This is a genomic window from Paenibacillus pinisoli, assembly GCF_003605435.1.
GTDB classification, from domain to species: Bacteria; Bacillota; Bacilli; order Paenibacillales; family Paenibacillaceae; genus Pristimantibacillus; species Pristimantibacillus pinisoli.
On record NZ_QXQB01000002.1, the window covers coordinates 1,272,634 to 1,291,284 of the forward strand.

At 46.3% G+C, this 18,651-nt stretch carries 11 protein-coding genes; 4 read left to right on the plus strand and 7 right to left on the minus strand.

Annotated elements, in window-relative coordinates:
• Positions 1-77: 77 nt before the first annotated feature.
• Positions 78-1,172, minus strand: a complete 1,095-nt coding sequence (locus D3P09_RS13025; RefSeq protein WP_120110396.1) for a carbohydrate kinase — start codon at positions 1,170-1,172, stop codon at positions 78-80.
• A 258-nt stretch (positions 1,173-1,430) separates the two neighbouring features.
• Here D3P09_RS13025 and D3P09_RS13030 point away from each other — a divergent pair, with 258 nt between their 5' ends.
• The 3 genes from D3P09_RS13030 (at position 1,431) to rbsK (ending at position 4,592) form a co-directional block, all read left to right on the plus strand.
• A complete protein-coding gene (locus tag D3P09_RS13030) occupies positions 1,431-2,612 on the plus strand; it encodes a NupC/NupG family nucleoside CNT transporter (protein ID WP_120110399.1) in 1,182 nt (393 codons plus the stop codon).
• A 22-nt stretch (positions 2,613-2,634) separates the two neighbouring features.
• The gene (locus D3P09_RS13035; protein WP_120110402.1) at positions 2,635-3,564 is read left to right on the plus strand and encodes a nucleoside hydrolase; all 930 of its coding nucleotides are present in this window, start codon (positions 2,635-2,637) and stop codon (positions 3,562-3,564) included.
• Between the two features lie 104 nt (positions 3,565-3,668).
• Positions 3,669-4,592 carry a ribokinase gene (gene rbsK, locus D3P09_RS13040; protein ID WP_120110404.1) on the plus strand — a complete coding sequence of 308 codons (924 nt, stop codon included), beginning with the start codon at positions 3,669-3,671 and terminating at the stop codon, positions 4,590-4,592.
• Positions 4,593-4,760: 168 nt separating this feature from the next.
• Here rbsK and D3P09_RS13045 read toward each other — a convergent pair whose 3' ends face one another.
• From D3P09_RS13045 to D3P09_RS13055, 3 genes are all read right to left on the minus strand, one after another.
• Positions 4,761-5,126, minus strand: a complete 366-nt coding sequence (locus tag D3P09_RS13045) for a hypothetical protein (protein WP_120110406.1) — start codon at positions 5,124-5,126, stop codon at positions 4,761-4,763.
• Positions 5,127-5,301: 175 nt separating this feature from the next.
• Positions 5,302-7,713 (minus strand): restriction endonuclease-like protein, encoded by a 2,412-nt coding sequence (locus D3P09_RS13050; RefSeq protein WP_120110408.1) that lies wholly within the window; start codon positions 7,711-7,713, stop codon positions 5,302-5,304.
• Positions 7,685-10,450: an MrcB family domain-containing protein gene (locus D3P09_RS13055; RefSeq protein WP_243644124.1), complete on the minus strand. Its 2,766-nt coding sequence runs from the start codon at positions 10,448-10,450 to the stop codon at positions 7,685-7,687. Before D3P09_RS13055 ends, D3P09_RS13050 begins: the two co-directional genes overlap by 29 nt.
• 586 nt (positions 10,451-11,036) lie before the next feature.
• Between D3P09_RS13055 and D3P09_RS13065 the strand changes: the two genes are divergently transcribed.
• Complete coding sequence (locus D3P09_RS13065; RefSeq protein WP_120110414.1) at positions 11,037-12,791, plus strand: methyl-accepting chemotaxis protein; 1,755 nt, start codon at positions 11,037-11,039, stop codon at positions 12,789-12,791.
• A gap of 174 nt (positions 12,792-12,965) precedes the next feature.
• On the opposite strand, the gene D3P09_RS13070 is transcribed toward D3P09_RS13065, so the two are convergent.
• Genes D3P09_RS13070 through D3P09_RS13080 form a run of 3 tightly spaced genes read right to left on the minus strand, consistent with a single transcriptional unit; the run spans position 12,966 to position 18,489 of the window.
• Entirely contained in the window at positions 12,966-14,546 is a 1,581-nt protein-coding gene (locus tag D3P09_RS13070) for a SagB family peptide dehydrogenase (protein WP_120110416.1), read from the minus strand.
• Positions 14,547-14,599: 53 nt separating this feature from the next.
• Positions 14,600-16,543: a TOMM precursor leader peptide-binding protein gene (locus D3P09_RS13075; protein WP_120110419.1), complete on the minus strand. Its 1,944-nt coding sequence runs from the start codon at positions 16,541-16,543 to the stop codon at positions 14,600-14,602.
• Complete coding sequence (locus tag D3P09_RS13080; RefSeq protein ID WP_120110421.1) at positions 16,540-18,489, minus strand: putative thiazole-containing bacteriocin maturation protein; 1,950 nt, start codon at positions 18,487-18,489, stop codon at positions 16,540-16,542. The genes D3P09_RS13075 and D3P09_RS13080 overlap by 4 nt, the downstream gene beginning before the upstream one ends.
• Positions 18,490-18,651 lie beyond the last annotated feature (162 nt).

Here is an 18,651-nt window from a genome sequence, read left to right on the forward strand (position 1 = left end):
TAAAACCCCGGCCGTATAAGGTCGGGGTTTATCCTTTTATAAATGGGAGTTGCTCCATTACTAGCGAAGAACATCGTCTACCCCGCATGCTCCTGCACAACCTCATAAATTTTTCCGGGCCTTAAAGCTTTGCTGATCGATTCTTCCGTCTGAAGGGTAAGCGCAGCGCCGGCAAGCCCCAGTTGGCATGCATGATGAAGCGGTTCATTGTTCATGATGCCATACATGGCACAAGCGGCAAATGCGTCGCCAACCCCTGTAATGTCCACAATATCCGTCAGGAATGAAGGCAAATGACCGGACTCCTCGGAGGAAGAATAATAGGCCCCCTGATCGCCAAGCGTGATAATCACGTTTTTAGCGCCGCGCTCTCTAATTTTCCCGCATGCGATGCCGCAATCCTCGATGGAGTCGATCTTCATGCCCGCAAGCACCTCTGCCTCTACCCGGTTGGGGAGCAGCAGCTCTACTCCGTCAAGCCGATAAGGAAGCTTATGCGTCTTGGCTACAGATGCAGGATCTATGTAGACAGGAATTTGTTCATCGGCGCAGCGTTTAATGATGTAGCTGATACATTCCTTGGGAATATTCGTATCCAGGAAAACAGCTTGGGCCGAAACAATATTGGACCATTTTTCCTCAAACATGGAAACCGTCATCTTTTCATAGATGTGCATATCATCCATCGAGACTACGCTCTCGCCCGTTGGATCCAGAAGAGTGATGAAAATCCCCGTCCGCTCAGTCGGCATCACCCATACTTGGCTGACATCAACGCCTTGGCTCTTGATTTCATTCAGGATCCAGTCGCCTTCCTTGTCGTCCCCGACACAGGTCATAATGGACGTGTTGCAGAGTAGCCGGCTTAAATTCTCAGCCACGTTGCGTGCAGCGCCGCCGCAAGATTCATTGATTTTGACCGGATTGGACGAGTGAAAGCTCACCTCTTGATTCGTCCGCGCTTTCTTGTCAATATTAGCCCCGCCGATACAAACAATCGACGACTCTTCCCGCAAAATATAGGCTCTGCCTTTGATTTCGCCGCGTCTGGTCAAGCTGGCAATATAATTGGCTACCGTCGGGCGGGATAACCCGACCTTACTCGATAACTCTTGCTGAGATATAAAAGGATTCATTCGTATATAGTCCAAAATTTGCTTTTCTTTATCCATAAAGGTACCTCATTTCTGCTTGTATTCACTAAAACACAAACCTCATGTTTGTCCCACATTTTATTATACAACTAAAACCACTTTCAGAATGAATTCATTTACCGTATTGACATATCGACTTGAAAGCGTATACTAAACTTATGTTTTTGTTATAAACTTTTGTTTGTTTGGAATTAGGGGGTGTACATTGGCTGTTCATGATGGCGGGCACAAGTCAATCTTGCATGAGACATTGGCATTAACATGGAGGAGATATACATGAATTTTGTTTTCTTGCTAACTGGCCTTCTTCTTGTTTTTATTATTGGTTTTGTAGTAAGCAACAACCGCAAAAAAATAAAATACAAACGCGTTCTAATCATGCTGGCCGTGCAGATCCTTCTGGTTTACTTCATGATGAATACGAGCATAGGGATCACAGCGATTACAAAAGTGGGCTTGCTGTTCGAGAAGCTGATGAGTATTGCCAATGCGGGAATTCAATTTGTATTTGGCGGCCTCGCAAATGAGGGTCAAACTCCGTTTTTCCTTGGCGTGTTGATGCCGCTTGTTTTCATGTCCGTTCTAATTGGAATTTTGAATTATATCAAAGTATTGCCGTTCATCATCAAATATTTAGGCCTGTTCCTAAGCAAAATTACCGGCATGGGCAGACTTGAAAGCTATTTTGCGATATCTACATCTGCACTCGGGCAGCCGGAAGTATTTTTAACCATTCTCAAGCAAATCCCGCTTCTGTCCAAAGAAAGACTTTATACCATCTGTACATCCGCTATGAGTGCCATAAGCATGGCGATGGTTGGGGCATACGCCAATATGCTGGAGCCGAAGTTCGTGGTAACGGCTGTTGTATTGAATATTTTCAGCGCTCTTATCGTTGCCAATATTATTAACCCCTATGATCTGGATGAGAATGAGGACTTAGTTGAAGTGGAGGAAAAAGAAAGGCTTCCTTTCTTCCGAATGGTCGGCGAGAGCGTCACGGACGGTTTTAAAATCGCCATTATTGTTGCCGCCATGCTGCTAGGATTTATCTCTCTGATGGAACTCGTGAATGTGATATTCCAAAGCACCCTGCACATCTCGTTCGATACGGTTATTGGCTATATCTTCGCGCCAGTCGCTTTCCTAATGGGTGTTCCTTGGTCGGAAGCTGTACAAGCTGGCGGGATTATGGCTACCAAGCTGATTACGAATGAATTTGTAGCGATGTTGAGCTTCGGCAATATGACAGGTGAACTCTCATCCCGGACGGTTGCTATTGTATCTGTCTATCTGGTTAGCTTCGCTAACTTCGGAACGCTCGGCATCATCTCCGGATCCATCAAAGCGATCAGCGATAAGCAAGGAGACCATGTGGCGAAATTTGCGCTTAAATTGCTGTTGGGCTCAACTTTAGCGTCTGTCATCTCAGGCACAATGATGGGTCTGGTCATGTAAATAAAAATTAGAGGTGAACGATATGACAACAAGAAAAATTATTATGGATTGTGACCCCGGACATGATGACGCGATTGCGATTATTTTGGCTGCCGCTCAGCCGCAGTTGGAGATCTTAGCGATTACAACGGTTTCCGGAAATGCAGAAATCGAGAAAACGACTCAAAACGCACTGAAGGTTTGTGATTTGATTTCATTAAATAAGGTGATCGTGTCAAAAGGGGCAAGCGAGCCTATGGTTCGGTTACGCGAGACGGCGCCCGGCATTCATGGAGATTCAGGCCTCGATGGTCCTGAGCTGCCAGAGCCTTCCCACAGCTGGAGCGAGGAGCATGGCGTCGACACCATTATAAGACTTGTGAAAGAGTCGGCAGAGCCCGTGACCCTGCTTCCGACAGGCCCACTAACCAATATTGCGTTAGCTTTAACAAAAGCGCCGGAAATTAAAAGCAATATTGAAGAGATTGTCCTTATGGGCGGCGGGACGTTCGGCAACTGGACACCAACGGCCGAATTCAACATTTGGGCTGATCCGGAGGCCGCAAGAAAGGTTTTTGAAAGCGGTATTCCGACCGTAGTGATGGGACTGGATATTACGCATCAAGCTTTGGCCACCAAAGAAGTGATTGCAGAAGTGAATGGCATCGATAACCGTGTTGCTAAAATCGTCGGCGAATTATTAGTGTTTTTCGCATCGACTTACAAAGAAATGTTCGACTTTGACGGAGCGCCGGTACACGATGTGCTGACTGTGGCTTATCTTGTTGCGCCAGAATTGTTCAAAACCAAGGATGTTAATATTGTCGTGGAAACTAAAGGTGAATATACAGCAGGAACCACTTTAGTTGATCTGCATGGGGTTACGGGCAGAGCCGTTAATGCGAAGTTTGGCCTGGAGCTTGATGTAGACGGCTTCTGGAAACTCATGATTGACGCGCTTAAAACATACTAGACCTAAACATCAAAAAGAGAGATAGAGCAATTCAAGAGCGAGCTTACATGGATCATGCCCACAGAGGCTCCTTGTAAGCTCGCTGAATATCAGGAGTGGAGAACATGAAGAGACCTAACATTGTTGTAATAGGAAGCTTAAATATGGATATCGCGGTCGAAGCGGAGCGTGCCCCTCTCATGGGAGAGACGCTTATGGGCAATGGGGTCCATTTCATTCCCGGAGGGAAAGGCGCCAATCAAGCCGTGGCCGCTGCCAGGCTTGGCGCTCGCACCACGATGATTGGCGCGGTGGGCAGCGACAGCTTTGGAGCTGAGCTCCGGGATTCTCTAGGGAAAAGCGGAGTCGATGTATTCGGGATTAAAACGGAGGAAGGCATTCCGACTGGCATTGCCACTATTCTTCTCGCGCAAGGGGATAATCAGATTGTGGTGGTCCCAGGAGCGAATGCCCACTGTCTCCCGGCAGACGTGTACCGGCATGAAGAACTCCTTGCTCAAGCTGATGTGGTGCTTCTGCAGTTGGAGATTCCTTTGAAAACAGTCATCGCTGCAGCAGAAGTCGCCAAACGTCACGGCAGAACAGTCATATTAAATCCTGGCCCCGCCAGAGACTTGCCGGAGGAGCTGCTGAAGCATATAGACTATATTACTCCGAATCGTTCGGAGCTTGGCCTGCTTACCGGAATGGATACATCGGAGGAGCAGTGGAGAGAAGCAACGAAGCGTATGGCCCAAATGGGTCCGCGCCATGTCATCACTACATTAGGCTCGCAAGGCTCAGGCTATATGAACGCGGACATGCAGATAACGGCCGTCCCGGCATACCGGGTTCCTGTCATCGATACGACCGGAGCCGGCGATTCCTTCAACGGCGGGCTGGCTTACGCTTTAGCCGCAGGAAGCGACCTCGACAGCGCCGTACGTTTTGCCACCAAGGTATCCGCTCTGGCTGTCACCAGATTCGGCGCCCAAGCGGGCATGCCTTCTCTTGAAAAAGTAGAGACGTTCGACTGGAGCGCCGTATAGGCGCGACTTATGTGAAGGTGCAGAGCATATGTGGATATAGTTCTTTCATTGAATAAAACCCCAGCAGCCGTGGTGGCTGCTGGGGTTCTTAACGTTTGTTCATTTGGAAGTGCTTTTCACGGTGGAGTCGAGGAAAATTGATCTCCTGTCCAAAGGTCCCTCTCGATACTATAGCGAAAATTCAGTAACGCCCTTTTTATAAGCATATTTCAACGTATAAGCTCCTTCTTCTATACCATAAGGCATTGTAGCTATTTTTATCTTGGTATAATCAAGTCTGCTCTCTCTCAAAACTCTTTTGATCAAGGCGATGCTCTGATCTTCTTCCGTCACGACACAAAATATGTTAAGCACATACTTCTTCGGATCGGCGATGCATCTCCCCATATCAAATCCATCCACTGAGCCTAACTCAGCATCTGCTAGAGAGATCTCTAAGTATTCCATTACTTTATCTTTTAACCAATGGTCGCGCGCACTGCCTTTGGCGCTTTTCAGAGGATATTGTACAACTAACCAAAACTTTTCACTCATTCAGATTTCACCAGCCTATATACAGATAATATATACTGCACGAATGCGTTTGCTCATCCTTATCCTTCAAGGGATTTGCTTATTCATTATAACAAAGAAATTTTGCAAATGGGATTGTTTGTTAATAACGAAAACACCATCCGACTCCGGATGGTGCCCACTAATCCCCAAATATTCACTCTCTCAAATGTATCCCTATTATCTTGCTTGCCAAATCTACCTGATTATGATTAAGTTCTACTTTAACAGCACCTATTCGACGCTGCTCACGCCATGTCACAAGATCCTCATCTGTATTTAGCTTTAGCTCAGCGATTTCAAAAGCACGATCAAACATATATTTAGAAGTATACAAAAGCGAATATATCCCTCTGCCTCCTGGTACGATTGGTTTCTCACGCTTAAACCATTCTTGTACCGTAAACTTCACATATAATTTTTCCTCTGAGCCGTATCTCGCTGGTCGCTCTAAGATCTCTTTACGACGTAATACCTTCCAATCAGCCACCTTACCGTACCAGTTCACGCCAGCTTCTCCCTGGCCATGAAACTGATTTCTTGACTGATAAAGCGCTATGTATTCAAGCTGTGTTAATAAAGAGTGATCGGATATATTCTCTAATGGAACATGGTAAAATTTATACCGCAGTGCATCCTCTAATTGTGAGACCTCTCTAAGTGATCCTACAAGAACATTTTTACCTGTCATCAGATTACGATAGTATTCCTTTGTTCCTCTTGGACGAATTGAACGTTCATAAGCCTTCTCCGGACTATCTAATATTATCTCATCCAAGAAGTCCTCCATTAACTTCGTAGAGTTGGGTAAAAACGGGAATGCACCCACATTAATTAATTCGATGCTTTTATAAAACTGATGATTTCGGTACTCTTCCTCATTATGATATGGAAATAATACATATGCACCAAACATACTCCGCTCCAACTCTCGGCTCTTGATATCAGTGTAGACGATTGCATCACGGTAACGATGCATCGTATTGATATCCTCTTCTTCCGGTCCTGGTATCCTATATTTACGGTGATATGAAGTGCCCTCATAAGCCGGGTTCAAGCGGTACTTAGCATCAAATATATACTTATATTCTACGGCGGAATCATTTTTCTTAAGTGTAAGAACATTATCAGGCTTCTGCCCCAAAGTCTCACTATGATCCCCTTTAGGAAGGCTATTGTAGTAAAGGGTGAATTTTTCACCATTCTTAGGGTTACGGTAAACCATCTTTGCCTGCTGAGATTTATCCAATGTTACGAACAAGCCCGTATGATACACCTTTATGATATCTTGTTGTAGCAACTCATATTTCCGTCCAAGAAGTTCATGGATTTTCAGGAAACACCAATATTCATATAATTGGGCCAAATCCTTCATCGATAGTCTGAATAAGTCACTTTGAATAGATAAGCCTTTCATGAGCATCAGGTAATTACGATAAACTTCTCGATAGCCTGGTGCCATCTGTAAGACAAGTGATACCGAAAGCTGGTTTATTTCCCCAACGTCCAAGAAATCAAATTTCAATAATCGCTGGAGTTGCGTTTGCATAAAGCCCAAGCGTTTAGTTAAAAGCGGATCCTGCTGGCGTTTTTTTTCGGATAAGCGTTTTTTTAAGTCATTGAGTTTATTGTAAATACGTAACAGTACCCAACGTACAAAACGATTTTCTATCGTATCATAATTAACCTGCCGTTTAGTTTCCACCGCATGACTTGGATAAAACATCTTATCTTTTACAGGAATAAAGCCTAGCTTCTCATCAGGAACAAGAAGATGTGGTCGTTTTGTTAAAAGGGTTAAGCTTTCTCTGCCAGCCTTCTTCACCTTCGCCACATCCACCATTCGCTTCTCGCACTCTAGCTTGGAATGAGGGGCTAGTTTAATCCGCTCCACAGCATTAACCAACTGACCGAATATATGTTGAAGTATAGTGAAGAATTCCGTTAAACTTTGATTACCTGTTCCCTTAAGCCCCGTTAAATTGTACGTTTTCCTAAGAAAATCAAATGACAGATTATAAATCTGTTGATTCACATCTCGAAGAATCATTTGATAGTCATGCTTATAATCAATTTTGGCAGGAAAGATCTCCAATTGTAATTGAAAGATAGGATTTCCGTTTAGCCGAAACTCTAGTTCTGTAAGCCCAACTTCGTTTTGAAATTGTAATATACCAGCTAAAATCATTTTGCCTAATGGTTTAACAGCCTGCCTCAGAAAGACATTATCATGATGAAATGATAATGCTATTTCTTCTTTTTTTTCGACTACTAACTCATAGCTTTGTGTTTCAAAAAATATTGGCAAGCTCTGTTCTCCCATTTGCCAAATAGCCAATTCTTTAAGCTCTGGATTAAATAAAGAAATAGCTTCAATCTTTAGGGATGGAGAAGTAGCAGATACCTGTAACCCAGCGGCCACCCATGCTTTCTCATTAGTACGGTGTAAATGTAAAGTCTCAACCGTAGGGTGAAAGGGTTTTCCTTTAATATATAGATTAAATAAGTTTGTCTCTACGTATAGAAGCTCAACACTTTCATTAGGAAAGCCAGAATGAGGTGAAGCCATCTTCCTCCAACCTCCGTAACATAAAAGCAATCTTTCGAGCGGTTTGCGGATGTTTCGCTGTTTCTACCGTATGGCTAGCGCTCCATCTCTCATATAAACCTGAGGCATCATCCATTAGCTCCGAAATCGGCAATGTTCTACCTAATGCTCCTTGCATCAATTGAAGTAATGCATGTTTAACGGAAGAACTACTCCCTTGAACACGGGGTAATATCTTTTGAAGCAGTTGTTGATCGAATGCAGCATCCTCAGTAAATAACTGAAACCGCTCATTATAAATCATATAAAAGCAAACTGCATCGCGAATCCGGAAACCAACATGGGAATGGATTTCTTCTAAAATTTCGTTAATCTTTACGAGCTTTTCAGTAGTTCTATGTACCAAATCATAATGATCTTGATAGACATCAACTAACTGTAAATACTCGCTACGTAAGAACGAATTATCTACTTTCTTTATCCCTTTGTCATGTGCGGATCCTACCTTAAACATTGGGAACTGCCCTAAATTGATATAATTAAACTCAATTGTATTTGCACGGTCGAGTACTTTTTTGCTGAAGGGATGTGTGGTCTCATCCATGTTCACAGTACCAACCAAATAAACATTATCAGGCAGGGTCAAGTTACCATACACCTGTTGATCCTCTAGACTTAGGGATTCTGTATAGATTAATGGAGCCGTTACGATATGGTTGCTTTTCCATTCTTGTGTCTCAATAACACTGAGTACATCACTGAAGTAATGTTCAACTCTAGCCAGATTCATTTCATCTAAGCAGATAAAATATGACTTCTGACGATTCTCCGCTTTTGATGCCTCAACCAGTACCTCTGCCAACTGCCCTGGGCGAAACGATCCCGATAGATCTTTATATCCTAGTAAATCAGAGGGATCACTCCAATCTGGTCTTACGGGGATAAGTGTGAACTGCTTATTATTACTTGTTGCACCAAGAGCCTCTGCGAATAACTTAACAAGCTTTGTTTTCCCTGTTCCTGATACACCTGCCAGTATAACAAATGGTTTGGTCTTAAGTGATAAATAGAGGTTCTCTATTAACAAGTCGGGAAAGTGAAATCCTTTTTGCTTAATATAGTCCTTAATGTTTTCGATTCGTTCCGGTACAATTGATGCATCCAAAGGTTCACTCTCCCTATTCCCTTGAAAAATATACTTTTCTCCTGACTTTTGAATAAATAAAAGTTCTTCCAACCAATTCAACATAAACCTCGATCTATTCTCTTGGGTGACCTTTCCCCATTCATCTTGCATTTGCATTATATTTATAAACTTCTCATTAAAAGTTCCCAAAGAGAACTCATTTAATTGTCGAACAATAGTTATTGCCATATTTATTATTTTTATTAGGTTGCTGCTCTCGTCACTGTTTTCATCATTGGCTAGCTTTTCTCTAAGTAAGTTAATTTGCTCCGAGCTCAACCGCCATGGATTTGAATCCAAAGCATTGAAATATTGAATTCCTAATGAAGTTAATGAATAATAACTATTATCTATATATATCAAATCGAGTTCCAGCAATGCACGTCCAATATGTTGGATTCGTTCCCTAGGATGTTTTACTTCATCACCTGAAATTAATACGATTGATTGATTGGCTACCAATTCATCTAAATCAATTGGAGTAGGTAATTCCTTTCCTAGATAAGCGATAATACCCTGCGCTAAGTAGAGATGAGCCAGTGTATATTTAAATATTGGTCTTTTATCAAGACTATTGGCTGTCACTGTTTCTGCGTAAAATTTATAGTTTGAAATCATATTGTCTAAATCAGCAATTAATTGATCATCATCTGGAATATGACCCCGTTCATAACGAATATATGCGACAGTGGAAATTTGATAATCTCGACCTAGACCACTGGAAGTTAGGTGGATATACTCATCCTTTTGCATATTATCAAGCGGTAGTAGCTCACGCATTTCCCTGACCTTCTGCTCGAGATATTGATACCCATTTCTTCTCCCACGATCTTTAAGTGGAAGGGTAACCCCCTGAGCCAACGTCAAATAGACCGAACTCATATCCTCGGCAAATAAATACACCACATATTCTCCATGCTGTGTAGTTTCAGTTATTCGCTTATCCATAATTGCTAGCCAAGGAATATTAGCCCAATTTCCCTGACCGATCGATCCCTGTACTTTGTACCTCTGATCGATAAATGATAGTTTTCTTATATTTTCTGGAAGCGCTTGTCTCAGTAATTCACCTAATGGATGATTGGAGAACGGTTGTGTCTTAGCACTTATGTAACTACTCATGATTTGGTTCAAAGTCTGTTTTAGTGATATGGGTGAAGTTAAATTATTATTATAGCTATCTAATTCAGTTAAGGCGTATCTGCGTAATTCATTAATCATATTGTCATTCAGCTGGTCCCAAATTAATGACTTAAAAGAAATCTTTTGTCCTCCGTCACTTTCCTCTAGTACCGAAGATAGTGCTTTAATAGGCGTGTAGAGCAATGACCTTGTTTTACTTAGAGTAAAATCTGACCAGCTTGCTGCTACACCACTCGGTGGTTCATCTACCTTTTCCCCATTTGCGATGCTACTTTGGTAATAGGTTAGGAATCGGCTTGCGACGCTATCAAGTGAAATCAATGGATTATTAGTGATCTGATACTCATCTATTATAGAAAGGATAAGCACCATTTTATATGACTTTTGCTTGCTTCTAAATATCGAGGATAATTCGGCAGGAAGTGACATGATTGTTTCCTCCAGTACTAAGGTTCAATTGGCACTATTATACTATAAGAAATATTCCATGGGGATATATTCCATCCTAAGAGAGCAATAGAAAGAATTTCTGCAAACATGACTAACAACTTAAACAAGCTGGCGCCAGTTTAATACCAACTCCAGCTTATTAGCTAATATTTTTTATGTCTGCTATTTTAACTAATGACCGGTATGGCCAAGTTTTTAATACCTGCTCAACTTAGCAAGCAGATTGGGGACATATATATGCGTTTCAGTCTTGGCCCGAATCCGTTTCCCTTGGAGATAAATGATGATTTCCTCTGAATACTGAATGATTTTGATAATATCGATATATTTGAAATCATAACGTTTGCCTCTACGATTGATATCGGTGAATGAATACTCCCACATCATAATCTTCCATTTGCGTCTGAGCACGTATAGGAAGCTCCGAACCAATATCGAAGTATATATACCGAAAAAACTAGCAAATGGCAGGATAAGTGAAAGCGTTGTCGAACAACTTATGAGATTGGGATATATGATTCATTGACATTCATGGGCACTAGGACCGAGGGAGAGAAACGGCATCATGTTTAAACTTAAGAATCGTTTGGCTGTAAAATTATCTATTAGCATTCTGGCGCTGCTCGTTATTTTGTCTGCCACTCTCATCTACATGCAAATCCAGAACATCAAGAAGGCCAGCAACGAAACGATCGGCAGCTTTAGTATTCATATAGCCGAAGCATACGCACAGCGATTCGACTTGAATGCTTACAAACAATTTTTGAATGATCCGCAAGAGAATGATTTGTACTGGAGCATCCGCGAAGAGATGAACCAGTTCCGCTCAGAGATTGGCGCACAGTATGTATACACCTTTATGATTGACGACCAAAGACAGCCTGTCCTGCTTATTGACGGACAACCTAAGGAATCGGATTCCGCTTCTCCAATCGGGGAAATCACCGATGTGCCTGAAGCATCTATTAATGCGCTGTTGAACGGGGAATCCTCGAAGAGCGACGTGATCCGCAACCTCGTATACGGAGATTATATCTCTTCATATGCGCCTCTTCACGATGCGGACGGAACGATGATCGGAGTGCTAGGCATCGATACCAATGTGTCCGTTGCATCCACGATTCATCGGGAAATTATGAAAAACAGCACCCCATTATTCATTATAATGGGAAGTTTAACCTTGCTGATTTTCGCTCTGATTGCATGGTTTATGTTCAGAGCCCTGCGGCCTCTACGCCTTATCGTAGGCGGTGCGGAGGCCATAGCCCGGGGCGATCTCGCGGAAGCGAGGACGATTCTGCTCGCCAGAAATGTGAAGTCCAGCGATGAAATCGGTCAAGCGCATTCCGCTATGAACAAAATGCTGGAGCGGCTGGGAGCCACCCTTGGCGATGTCCTTGGCAATATCACTGTAACGACAGACGATCTCGTCCAATCTACCGAGCGATTCAGCTTGGAGGTGAACCAGCTGGTCTCCTTGAACCAACAGCTTGAGCAATCCATTACCGAACTGGCGGACGGGGCGCAGCATCAACGTATCGCTGCTGAAGAGAGCGCCAAATCCATGGAAGAAATTATCGTTGCTATCCAGCGAGTGTCCGAAGCCTCCTCCGATGTATCCAACGCTTCCGGTGAAGCATTGGATACAGTCGAGCACGGACGCAGCTCCATTAACGGTTTGAAGGAGCAAGTCGCTTTCATGTCTCAGGTTGTCCACCAGACCACAACCTCCGTACAAGCGCTGAATACGTATATGGTGGAGATTGAGCCTGTCCTTCATTCGATTGCCAGCATTGCCGACCTCACCAAGCTGCTTGCGCTTAATGCTTCTATTGAAGCCGCGCGAGCAGGCGAACATGGCTCAGGCTTTGCCGTCGTTGCCGGAGAAGTGCGCAAGCTAGCGGAAGCCTCCTCGGTGTCCGCAGCGCATATTACCTCGCTGCTGCAGCAAATCCAGCAGGAATCCTCGCAGATCGGATCGTGGATGTTGAAAGAAAGCGATGAGATGGCGAAAAGCACAGAGCTGTTCAACCAAGTGGAATTGCTGTTCAACCATACGGCTGACCGGTTTCTGATCGTTAACGAACAAATTCAGGATATTTCAGCCGCTGCCCAAGAAATATCGGCCGGCTCCGAAGAAATCGCCGCATCGGTTGAGCAAATCTCGCAAATCTCAGCAACAGCTGCGGAAAACGCGTCAGCCGTTCAATCGATGTCAGCCAATCAGCTGCAAGCCACGAAACGTATAGCCGATACGAGCAAGCAGCTCGAGACAAGGACGACCGGCCTGGAAGAAGCGGTATCGAAGTTCAAGCTATAACCGTCTCGCGATATAAAGCAAAAATCCACAACCTCGCGGTTGTGGATTTTACTTTTGGGCCGGGTCAGGATTTCGCCCGTTCCGTAATCTTTTGGTCGACATTAGCGGCGCTCTGCCAGTTTTCTCCCTTCGGGATTCATTGAGCAACTGAATGTCGAAGCATGGCCCTCTCTTCTAGCTATGCAGCCCTCCCGTTAGACGAGGGCCTCGACGATAAGGTCCTACCGGCACTTGGATGAGGCTGGTTAATCCCTGCGAAGCCATCTTGTACATCTCATCACATAATCGGGCGTCAAATCCGAGGAGCGGATGCCCGCCTAACCCGATAGCTGATGCTGTTAACAGCAATCGCTGTACAAGCATCCCCGCCTCCATCTGCTGGATGCGGTATCCCCTGTACCCCAGCGTTGTTGTAAGATGATCCTTGTCTCCCGCAATATGAAAGCATAGCGGCACTTGAAACAGGTTCACATTATCGGAAGGCATTCCCCGCTGCAGCGGGAGCCGATGATCCCCTGGACGTACCAATCGCAACGCATGAGCATCGCTGTCATAATAATAAGCGCCCTCTGGAATACCCTCGACATTATACAGACATACATATAATGAGACGCGGGAAACGGCGTTCTCCTGTCCGACATCTATATCATTCCAATACCGGAAGGAAGCCGTCGTCTCCTGCAACAGTAAGGCTAGCTGTTCTTGGCTTATCTTGCTCATCATAAAATCGCTGTCCGGCGAATACCGCTTTCGGCTCACAGCCGCCAGATCATACAACAACCGATTCATACGGGGCAGAGCTATCACTGAATCCTCGCTGTGAACAATCTTCTTTTCCCTGATTTGCGGTATCGGCCGAAGGGATTCCAATAGAGAGGCCTCGTTCATTCTAATTAGCAGCGGAAATTCCTTAACCCTCCGGGACCGGACATAATGGTCATGCCGAACCGCCCTCAGCTTCCGGCATAGCTCGGCAGCGGAGACCAACTCCTCTGTCTCATTCGAATTCGCAGCCCCATAAATCCCGGGCTCTATCGACAGCGGAATGACCGCATACACGCTTTCCTCTTGTTCGGATACCCCGAGGAGATGATTCACCGCCCGATCAAGAAACCGGAAATGAACCCCCGGTGCAAAGCCAAACCGTTTGGCCACTTCCAAGAGCTGCCCGATCAGAGCACCCGCATCAAGTCCTTGCAGGCGATAGGAGAAGTTATTGTATTTAAAAAAGTTTTTCCAAAACATGCTCGATACCATTACAGCGCCAAAGCAAGCCGACACATCATAGCGATTGCCAAGAGCCCTTGCCAGATAGGAATCGAAGTTGCCTTCCCGCAGCAACACCAGGCGATGATGCGCCACATCATAATGATAGACTCCCGCAGGCAAATCCTCTATTTTTAGATACACATATAATTCATTGGGATACAACGCTCCCCCGGAAGGAGCAAACCTCCGATTCAGTTGAAGCAAGCCCATCGCTTGCATCGTGGAGTTCGAGGAAAAGACGGCTTGAGACAATTGAGTAAGCCCAAATACGTACCAGAGAAAATGACCCATTCGGCGAAGGTCGGGCAACAGCCGCGCTTCACTGCCTTCGAGCGTCAGCGGTACTTCCGGAGATAGCGGAACCACAGGCAGACCGCGATAGAGCTTATAGGCAAGCGGTCCGTCTTGCCAATCCACCGCCAAGTCCGGCGGCTTGGTCTTATCAATGTCATAATGCAGATTGTGCAAAAAAGCTTCCAGACTCATCCTTGTCCCTCCTTATATGAACGAGGGTGGTCAACCACGCCATATTGTTATGCTTATGGAAACGGATGCGGATATGGATTAAGTTCATCTGGTTCAAGCGGCTCCTTTACATACCCCAGCTCCGCAGGTACCCACAGCACTCGCTCAAGCCCTGCCAGGCGTGTAAACTGATGTCCAAATGTCATCGGCAGCATCCCGGGGATCAGCACTTTCACGCAATGCAGACCATTTCGTTTAATTTCCGGCGCTGTTACATCTACCACAATTACATCGAGATGAAGCCGGCGGAATGTATGAAGAATGTCCTTCAGGTCATCCGTCAAATCAGTATGCCTTGCTCCCCGCTCGAATTCCTCTTCAAACGTTCGCAATGGGCGACTCTCATCCAGCAGAAAGTTTAGACGCTCCTGCGCTTGCGGCAATCCGTAAAGCAGGGAATGATCCTCCATCTGCTGCACCAGCGATGAATCATGGAACATCCGGACATACGCCTCCCGGTTCGCAGCCAATTTCTCATCAAGCGTCTGCATCATGCCGGCAAGCTCGAGAACCGCGCTTTTCACGGCCCGCACCGGATCCGGATGAGCTCCGGCCGCACAGATGAGATTCGCTCCTGTTTGCTTCCTGTTTTTCGCTATTCCCCATACGCTTGGAATTCCATTATCCATCGTCGAGTTAAAGAAATGCACATCATACCCCGCCACTGCCTGCAGCCGATCGATCATCAAGCGCAATTCCGGGTCATTGGCTGAATTCAGGTCAAGGCGCGGGAGCGGCAGCTGTGCATACCAGGTCATCAGGAACGAATCCCGCTCCACCACCTCCAATATGCCGTAAAAAACAGCCTCCTCCAAGCTCCCGCCTAACGCGCACCCGTTGGATGTTTCGTACACAAAGTTGTGCCCGCAGCCCATGCTGTAATAGGCGAGCTGCTCTGGAACCAGAATGGGACGCTCCTGCAAAAACGAATGGCCCCATACCCACTTGATTGGCTGATCGGGATTAAACGCTGTGAGCGAAGTCCCCGGCTGGGCGTATTGCTCTTCTGTATGCACCCCCACTTTAACCGGGTCGAGCGCTTGATCCCTCAGGCTGCGGTAGCTGCCATGGACTACCGTCCGTTTGCTTCGGGGCGCCAATCCGCAGTACCGCTCGAGCCCCTCCAATATCGCGGTCAACTCACTCGCCGCATAGGAATGAGAGCGGCCGGCCGATCCCACATCCTCTCTGAACAACGGCAGATTCACGCTCACATCGGCGAATAGCGACTGAAGGCTAGCCATTTTCCCATTCAAAAAGCCGGTTCGGTAATCCAGATAGTCTTTGGCCAACACTTTACTGAGCTCATCCATGGAGCGGCAGCGGTAACTGTCTTCGCTAATCTTAGGGCTTGGCTGCAGCGAAATATGAGCTGCTGTCGATGAATCGTCAGTCATTCGACTGCAATACGGACATAGCGGGTCAGGGAGAATGCGGTGGAGGGTGCTCTCCAGCGATTTCAAGTTGACCAAAAATATCTTCCCTGCCAATTGAACCGTATTGCCTTGCAATGCCCTTCGCGTCTCATCTGCCAGCAAGTGAGCGACCTGGAAGAGTCCTGTGCGTGACGCCCATGCATCACGCGAAATCCCCCCTTGTGCTGCCATTCTCTGCTGCATTCCCCGCATTTCTTTGCGTTCACGTCCCGCCATAAGTCGCCGCGTATCAGCACACTGGGAGCAGCCTTGTATACCCGGGCGAACCAACGGCCCGATCACGCCTTCGCCAAATGAAACGAAACCTCGCAGCCAAGGAATGCCAGTCGCCCGCAGCGCCTCTTCCGCCTTTTGATGAACGTGAGGATGCCAAGCATCGTGCAACACTAGCACTATATCTACCGCTTCCGGTACTCCTGCCTCGAAATCAAACTGACGAACAACCTCGAATTGGGCTGACAGCTCCCCATGCACGCAGTCTGCCAACACCCCTTCTCCTACAATCGCAATCCTAGCGCTCACCGGGATTCCTCCTCTCGCAGCACCACACCAAATACCCCTGCTATTTCCTCCTTCAAAAACGGCTCTACTGCCAGATCGAGGGCCAAGAGCCTCGTATTGTTCCGATTCAGAACCTGCAAGGCGGACTTAAGCACCTCTTGTTGGGACGTCGCGTCACAGGCAGGGATGTCGACGAGCCTTACTGGCGCCTGCCCATCCAGATACACGGATGAAAACGCTAATGCTTGAGAGTTGAGACCATCCGATTGGTTTTGTGCTGCCAGCAGAGCCTGCTGCAATGCCTTCCGCAAAGCTAATGTCTCATTCAAGCCTGCATGTCCATACCAGCCATCCCTCGTACCGATCCACATCACAGGAAATCCGAACACTTCCTCTCCCCAGGCGAAGTGCGGCTCTCCCTTCATGGTCGTCAAAGCCTGCAGATAATAAGAGCAGTGTTGATCTTCTACCGCGCCTAACTGAACCCGGGATACAACGGATAACTGATGCGCCTGACGCCTGCGCAATGCTTCGTCCAAGCACCTTTGCAGCCCTCGGCCAATCCCCTCCGCAACCGTTTCTCCTGCCCCGATGCCAATAAATTGTTGCGTGTCTATCCTTCCGCCTTTTACTTCCTGATGGGAGGACAGCAGATCGGCTATTCTCGATACATAGGCTTCAATCCCGGCTAAACCCGCTTCCCGCCGCGCCTCCTCATGCGTCAGATCGTTACAGATAATCTCAGGCATCAGACCCGCCGGTCCTTCCGTTAGCGGATCGATAGCTTGAACGCGGCATTGAGACAGCGGCAGCTGCTTTAAATCCCCCTCCTCCCAAACATGAAAAATCCCTGATTCCGCCGATGTCAATCGGATGAAGTAAGGAATTAATCCGCTCTCGCTTTTGCTCGATCTCCGTTCAAGCTGCTGCTCCCAATCCTGAATCCATTCAGGTGTATGAATTCCGGTTACAAGCGGATGAGGCATGAACGAATGCCACTTTCCTTCCAAGGTCTCCAGGTCCAATAGATAAAATCGGGTACTTTGTTCCGAATCGTCCGTTCCCGTCAACTTTTTAAATAATTCAAATACCATCACATTAGCCAACATCGCTCCCGCTGTAGAAGAAAAGGCGTGCAACTGCGGGTCTTTAGAGATCGCAGATTGGTGTATGCGGCGCCATGCCGATTCCCAGCATCCCTCAGCGTCCGGATGCACTAACGGCCCCGCCATACCGACTTGCTGCACCATTACAGCAGAAAGAAACACCTTGTTCTCCTCCCTGCAAGCGGCATGAAGAGCGTGAAGTCCCTCGATATCTTCCTCACGCGACACGAACAATATCGAATCAAACGGGCTTATAATCTCCCGCCACCCGATCTCCTCCTCTTTTGGCAGGGTAATTTCCACAACAGCCACATCAGAATCTGACTTACGAGCATGTACCGCTATTTCCGCCATTCGTTGCCGGTCAGTGGCATCCGAGCCCGAGACCAGTACATAAAACCTGGGCAGCCCGGATTCAAGCAGCGCAGAAATCGCCGATATCAGAAACGGACCAGAACCAACAACCAATACATTGGCCTGACGATAGGCTTGAAACCGATATGCACCCGAATCGCCAAAATGCTCCAAAAACTCAATTTGAGAAGCATACCTGATGAAAACCTCTTCCGGCAATTGATGCGGGGCATCTTGGCTCACATCCCAAACATAGCCGTTGCGATACAAGACTTCTGCAATGTTATATACCTGGTTCCGGTGCTGGTCCGGCAATCCGTCGGTTAAATCCCCCAATCTATGCTCCCCGTTGAATATCGGTATCAGCTTTTCAATCCACTGATCGATCGCCTCACCTTCCATACGGAACGAGCTCACATTGTTTCGGAAATACACACCACCCGAATCAGGGAGAAAAAACGTATCCCGTTTCACCTTTAGACGCATGGAAGGATTTAACTCCATCATTCTATTCCTCCTCATAAGCAGTTCTCGATCTGCCCCAATACATTACATATAATTTTATGTCTAGCTATTTGTCCCTCATGTCAGTAACGTTGCAACTTCTGTCCTTTCACCGCGGACGCAAAACACCCCCTAAAATAGACTAGATTGACCCGGGGTCTCTCT

What these genes read in the sequence shown, in the direction of transcription:
- D3P09_RS13025 (WP_120110396.1), bottom strand. Translation starts at nt 1,172, where the DNA reads ATGGATAAAGAAAAGCAAATTTTGGACTATATACGAATGAATCCTTTT.
- D3P09_RS13030 (WP_120110399.1), top strand. Translation starts at nt 1,431, where the DNA reads ATGAATTTTGTTTTCTTGCTAACTGGCCTTCTTCTTGTTTTTATTATT.
- D3P09_RS13035 (WP_120110402.1), top strand. Translation starts at nt 2,635, where the DNA reads ATGACAACAAGAAAAATTATTATGGATTGTGACCCCGGACATGATGAC.
- rbsK (WP_120110404.1), top strand. Translation starts at nt 3,669, where the DNA reads ATGAAGAGACCTAACATTGTTGTAATAGGAAGCTTAAATATGGATATC.
- D3P09_RS13045 (WP_120110406.1), bottom strand. Translation starts at nt 5,126, where the DNA reads ATGAGTGAAAAGTTTTGGTTAGTTGTACAATATCCTCTGAAAAGCGCC.
- D3P09_RS13050 (WP_120110408.1), bottom strand. Translation starts at nt 7,713, where the DNA reads ATGGCTTCACCTCATTCTGGCTTTCCTAATGAAAGTGTTGAGCTTCTA.
- D3P09_RS13055 (WP_243644124.1), bottom strand. Translation starts at nt 10,450, where the DNA reads ATGTCACTTCCTGCCGAATTATCCTCGATATTTAGAAGCAAGCAAAAG.
- D3P09_RS13065 (WP_120110414.1), top strand. Translation starts at nt 11,037, where the DNA reads ATGTTTAAACTTAAGAATCGTTTGGCTGTAAAATTATCTATTAGCATT.
- D3P09_RS13070 (WP_120110416.1), bottom strand. Translation starts at nt 14,546, where the DNA reads ATGAGTCTGGAAGCTTTTTTGCACAATCTGCATTATGACATTGATAAG.
- D3P09_RS13080 (WP_120110421.1), bottom strand. Translation starts at nt 18,489, where the DNA reads ATGATGGAGTTAAATCCTTCCATGCGTCTAAAGGTGAAACGGGATACG.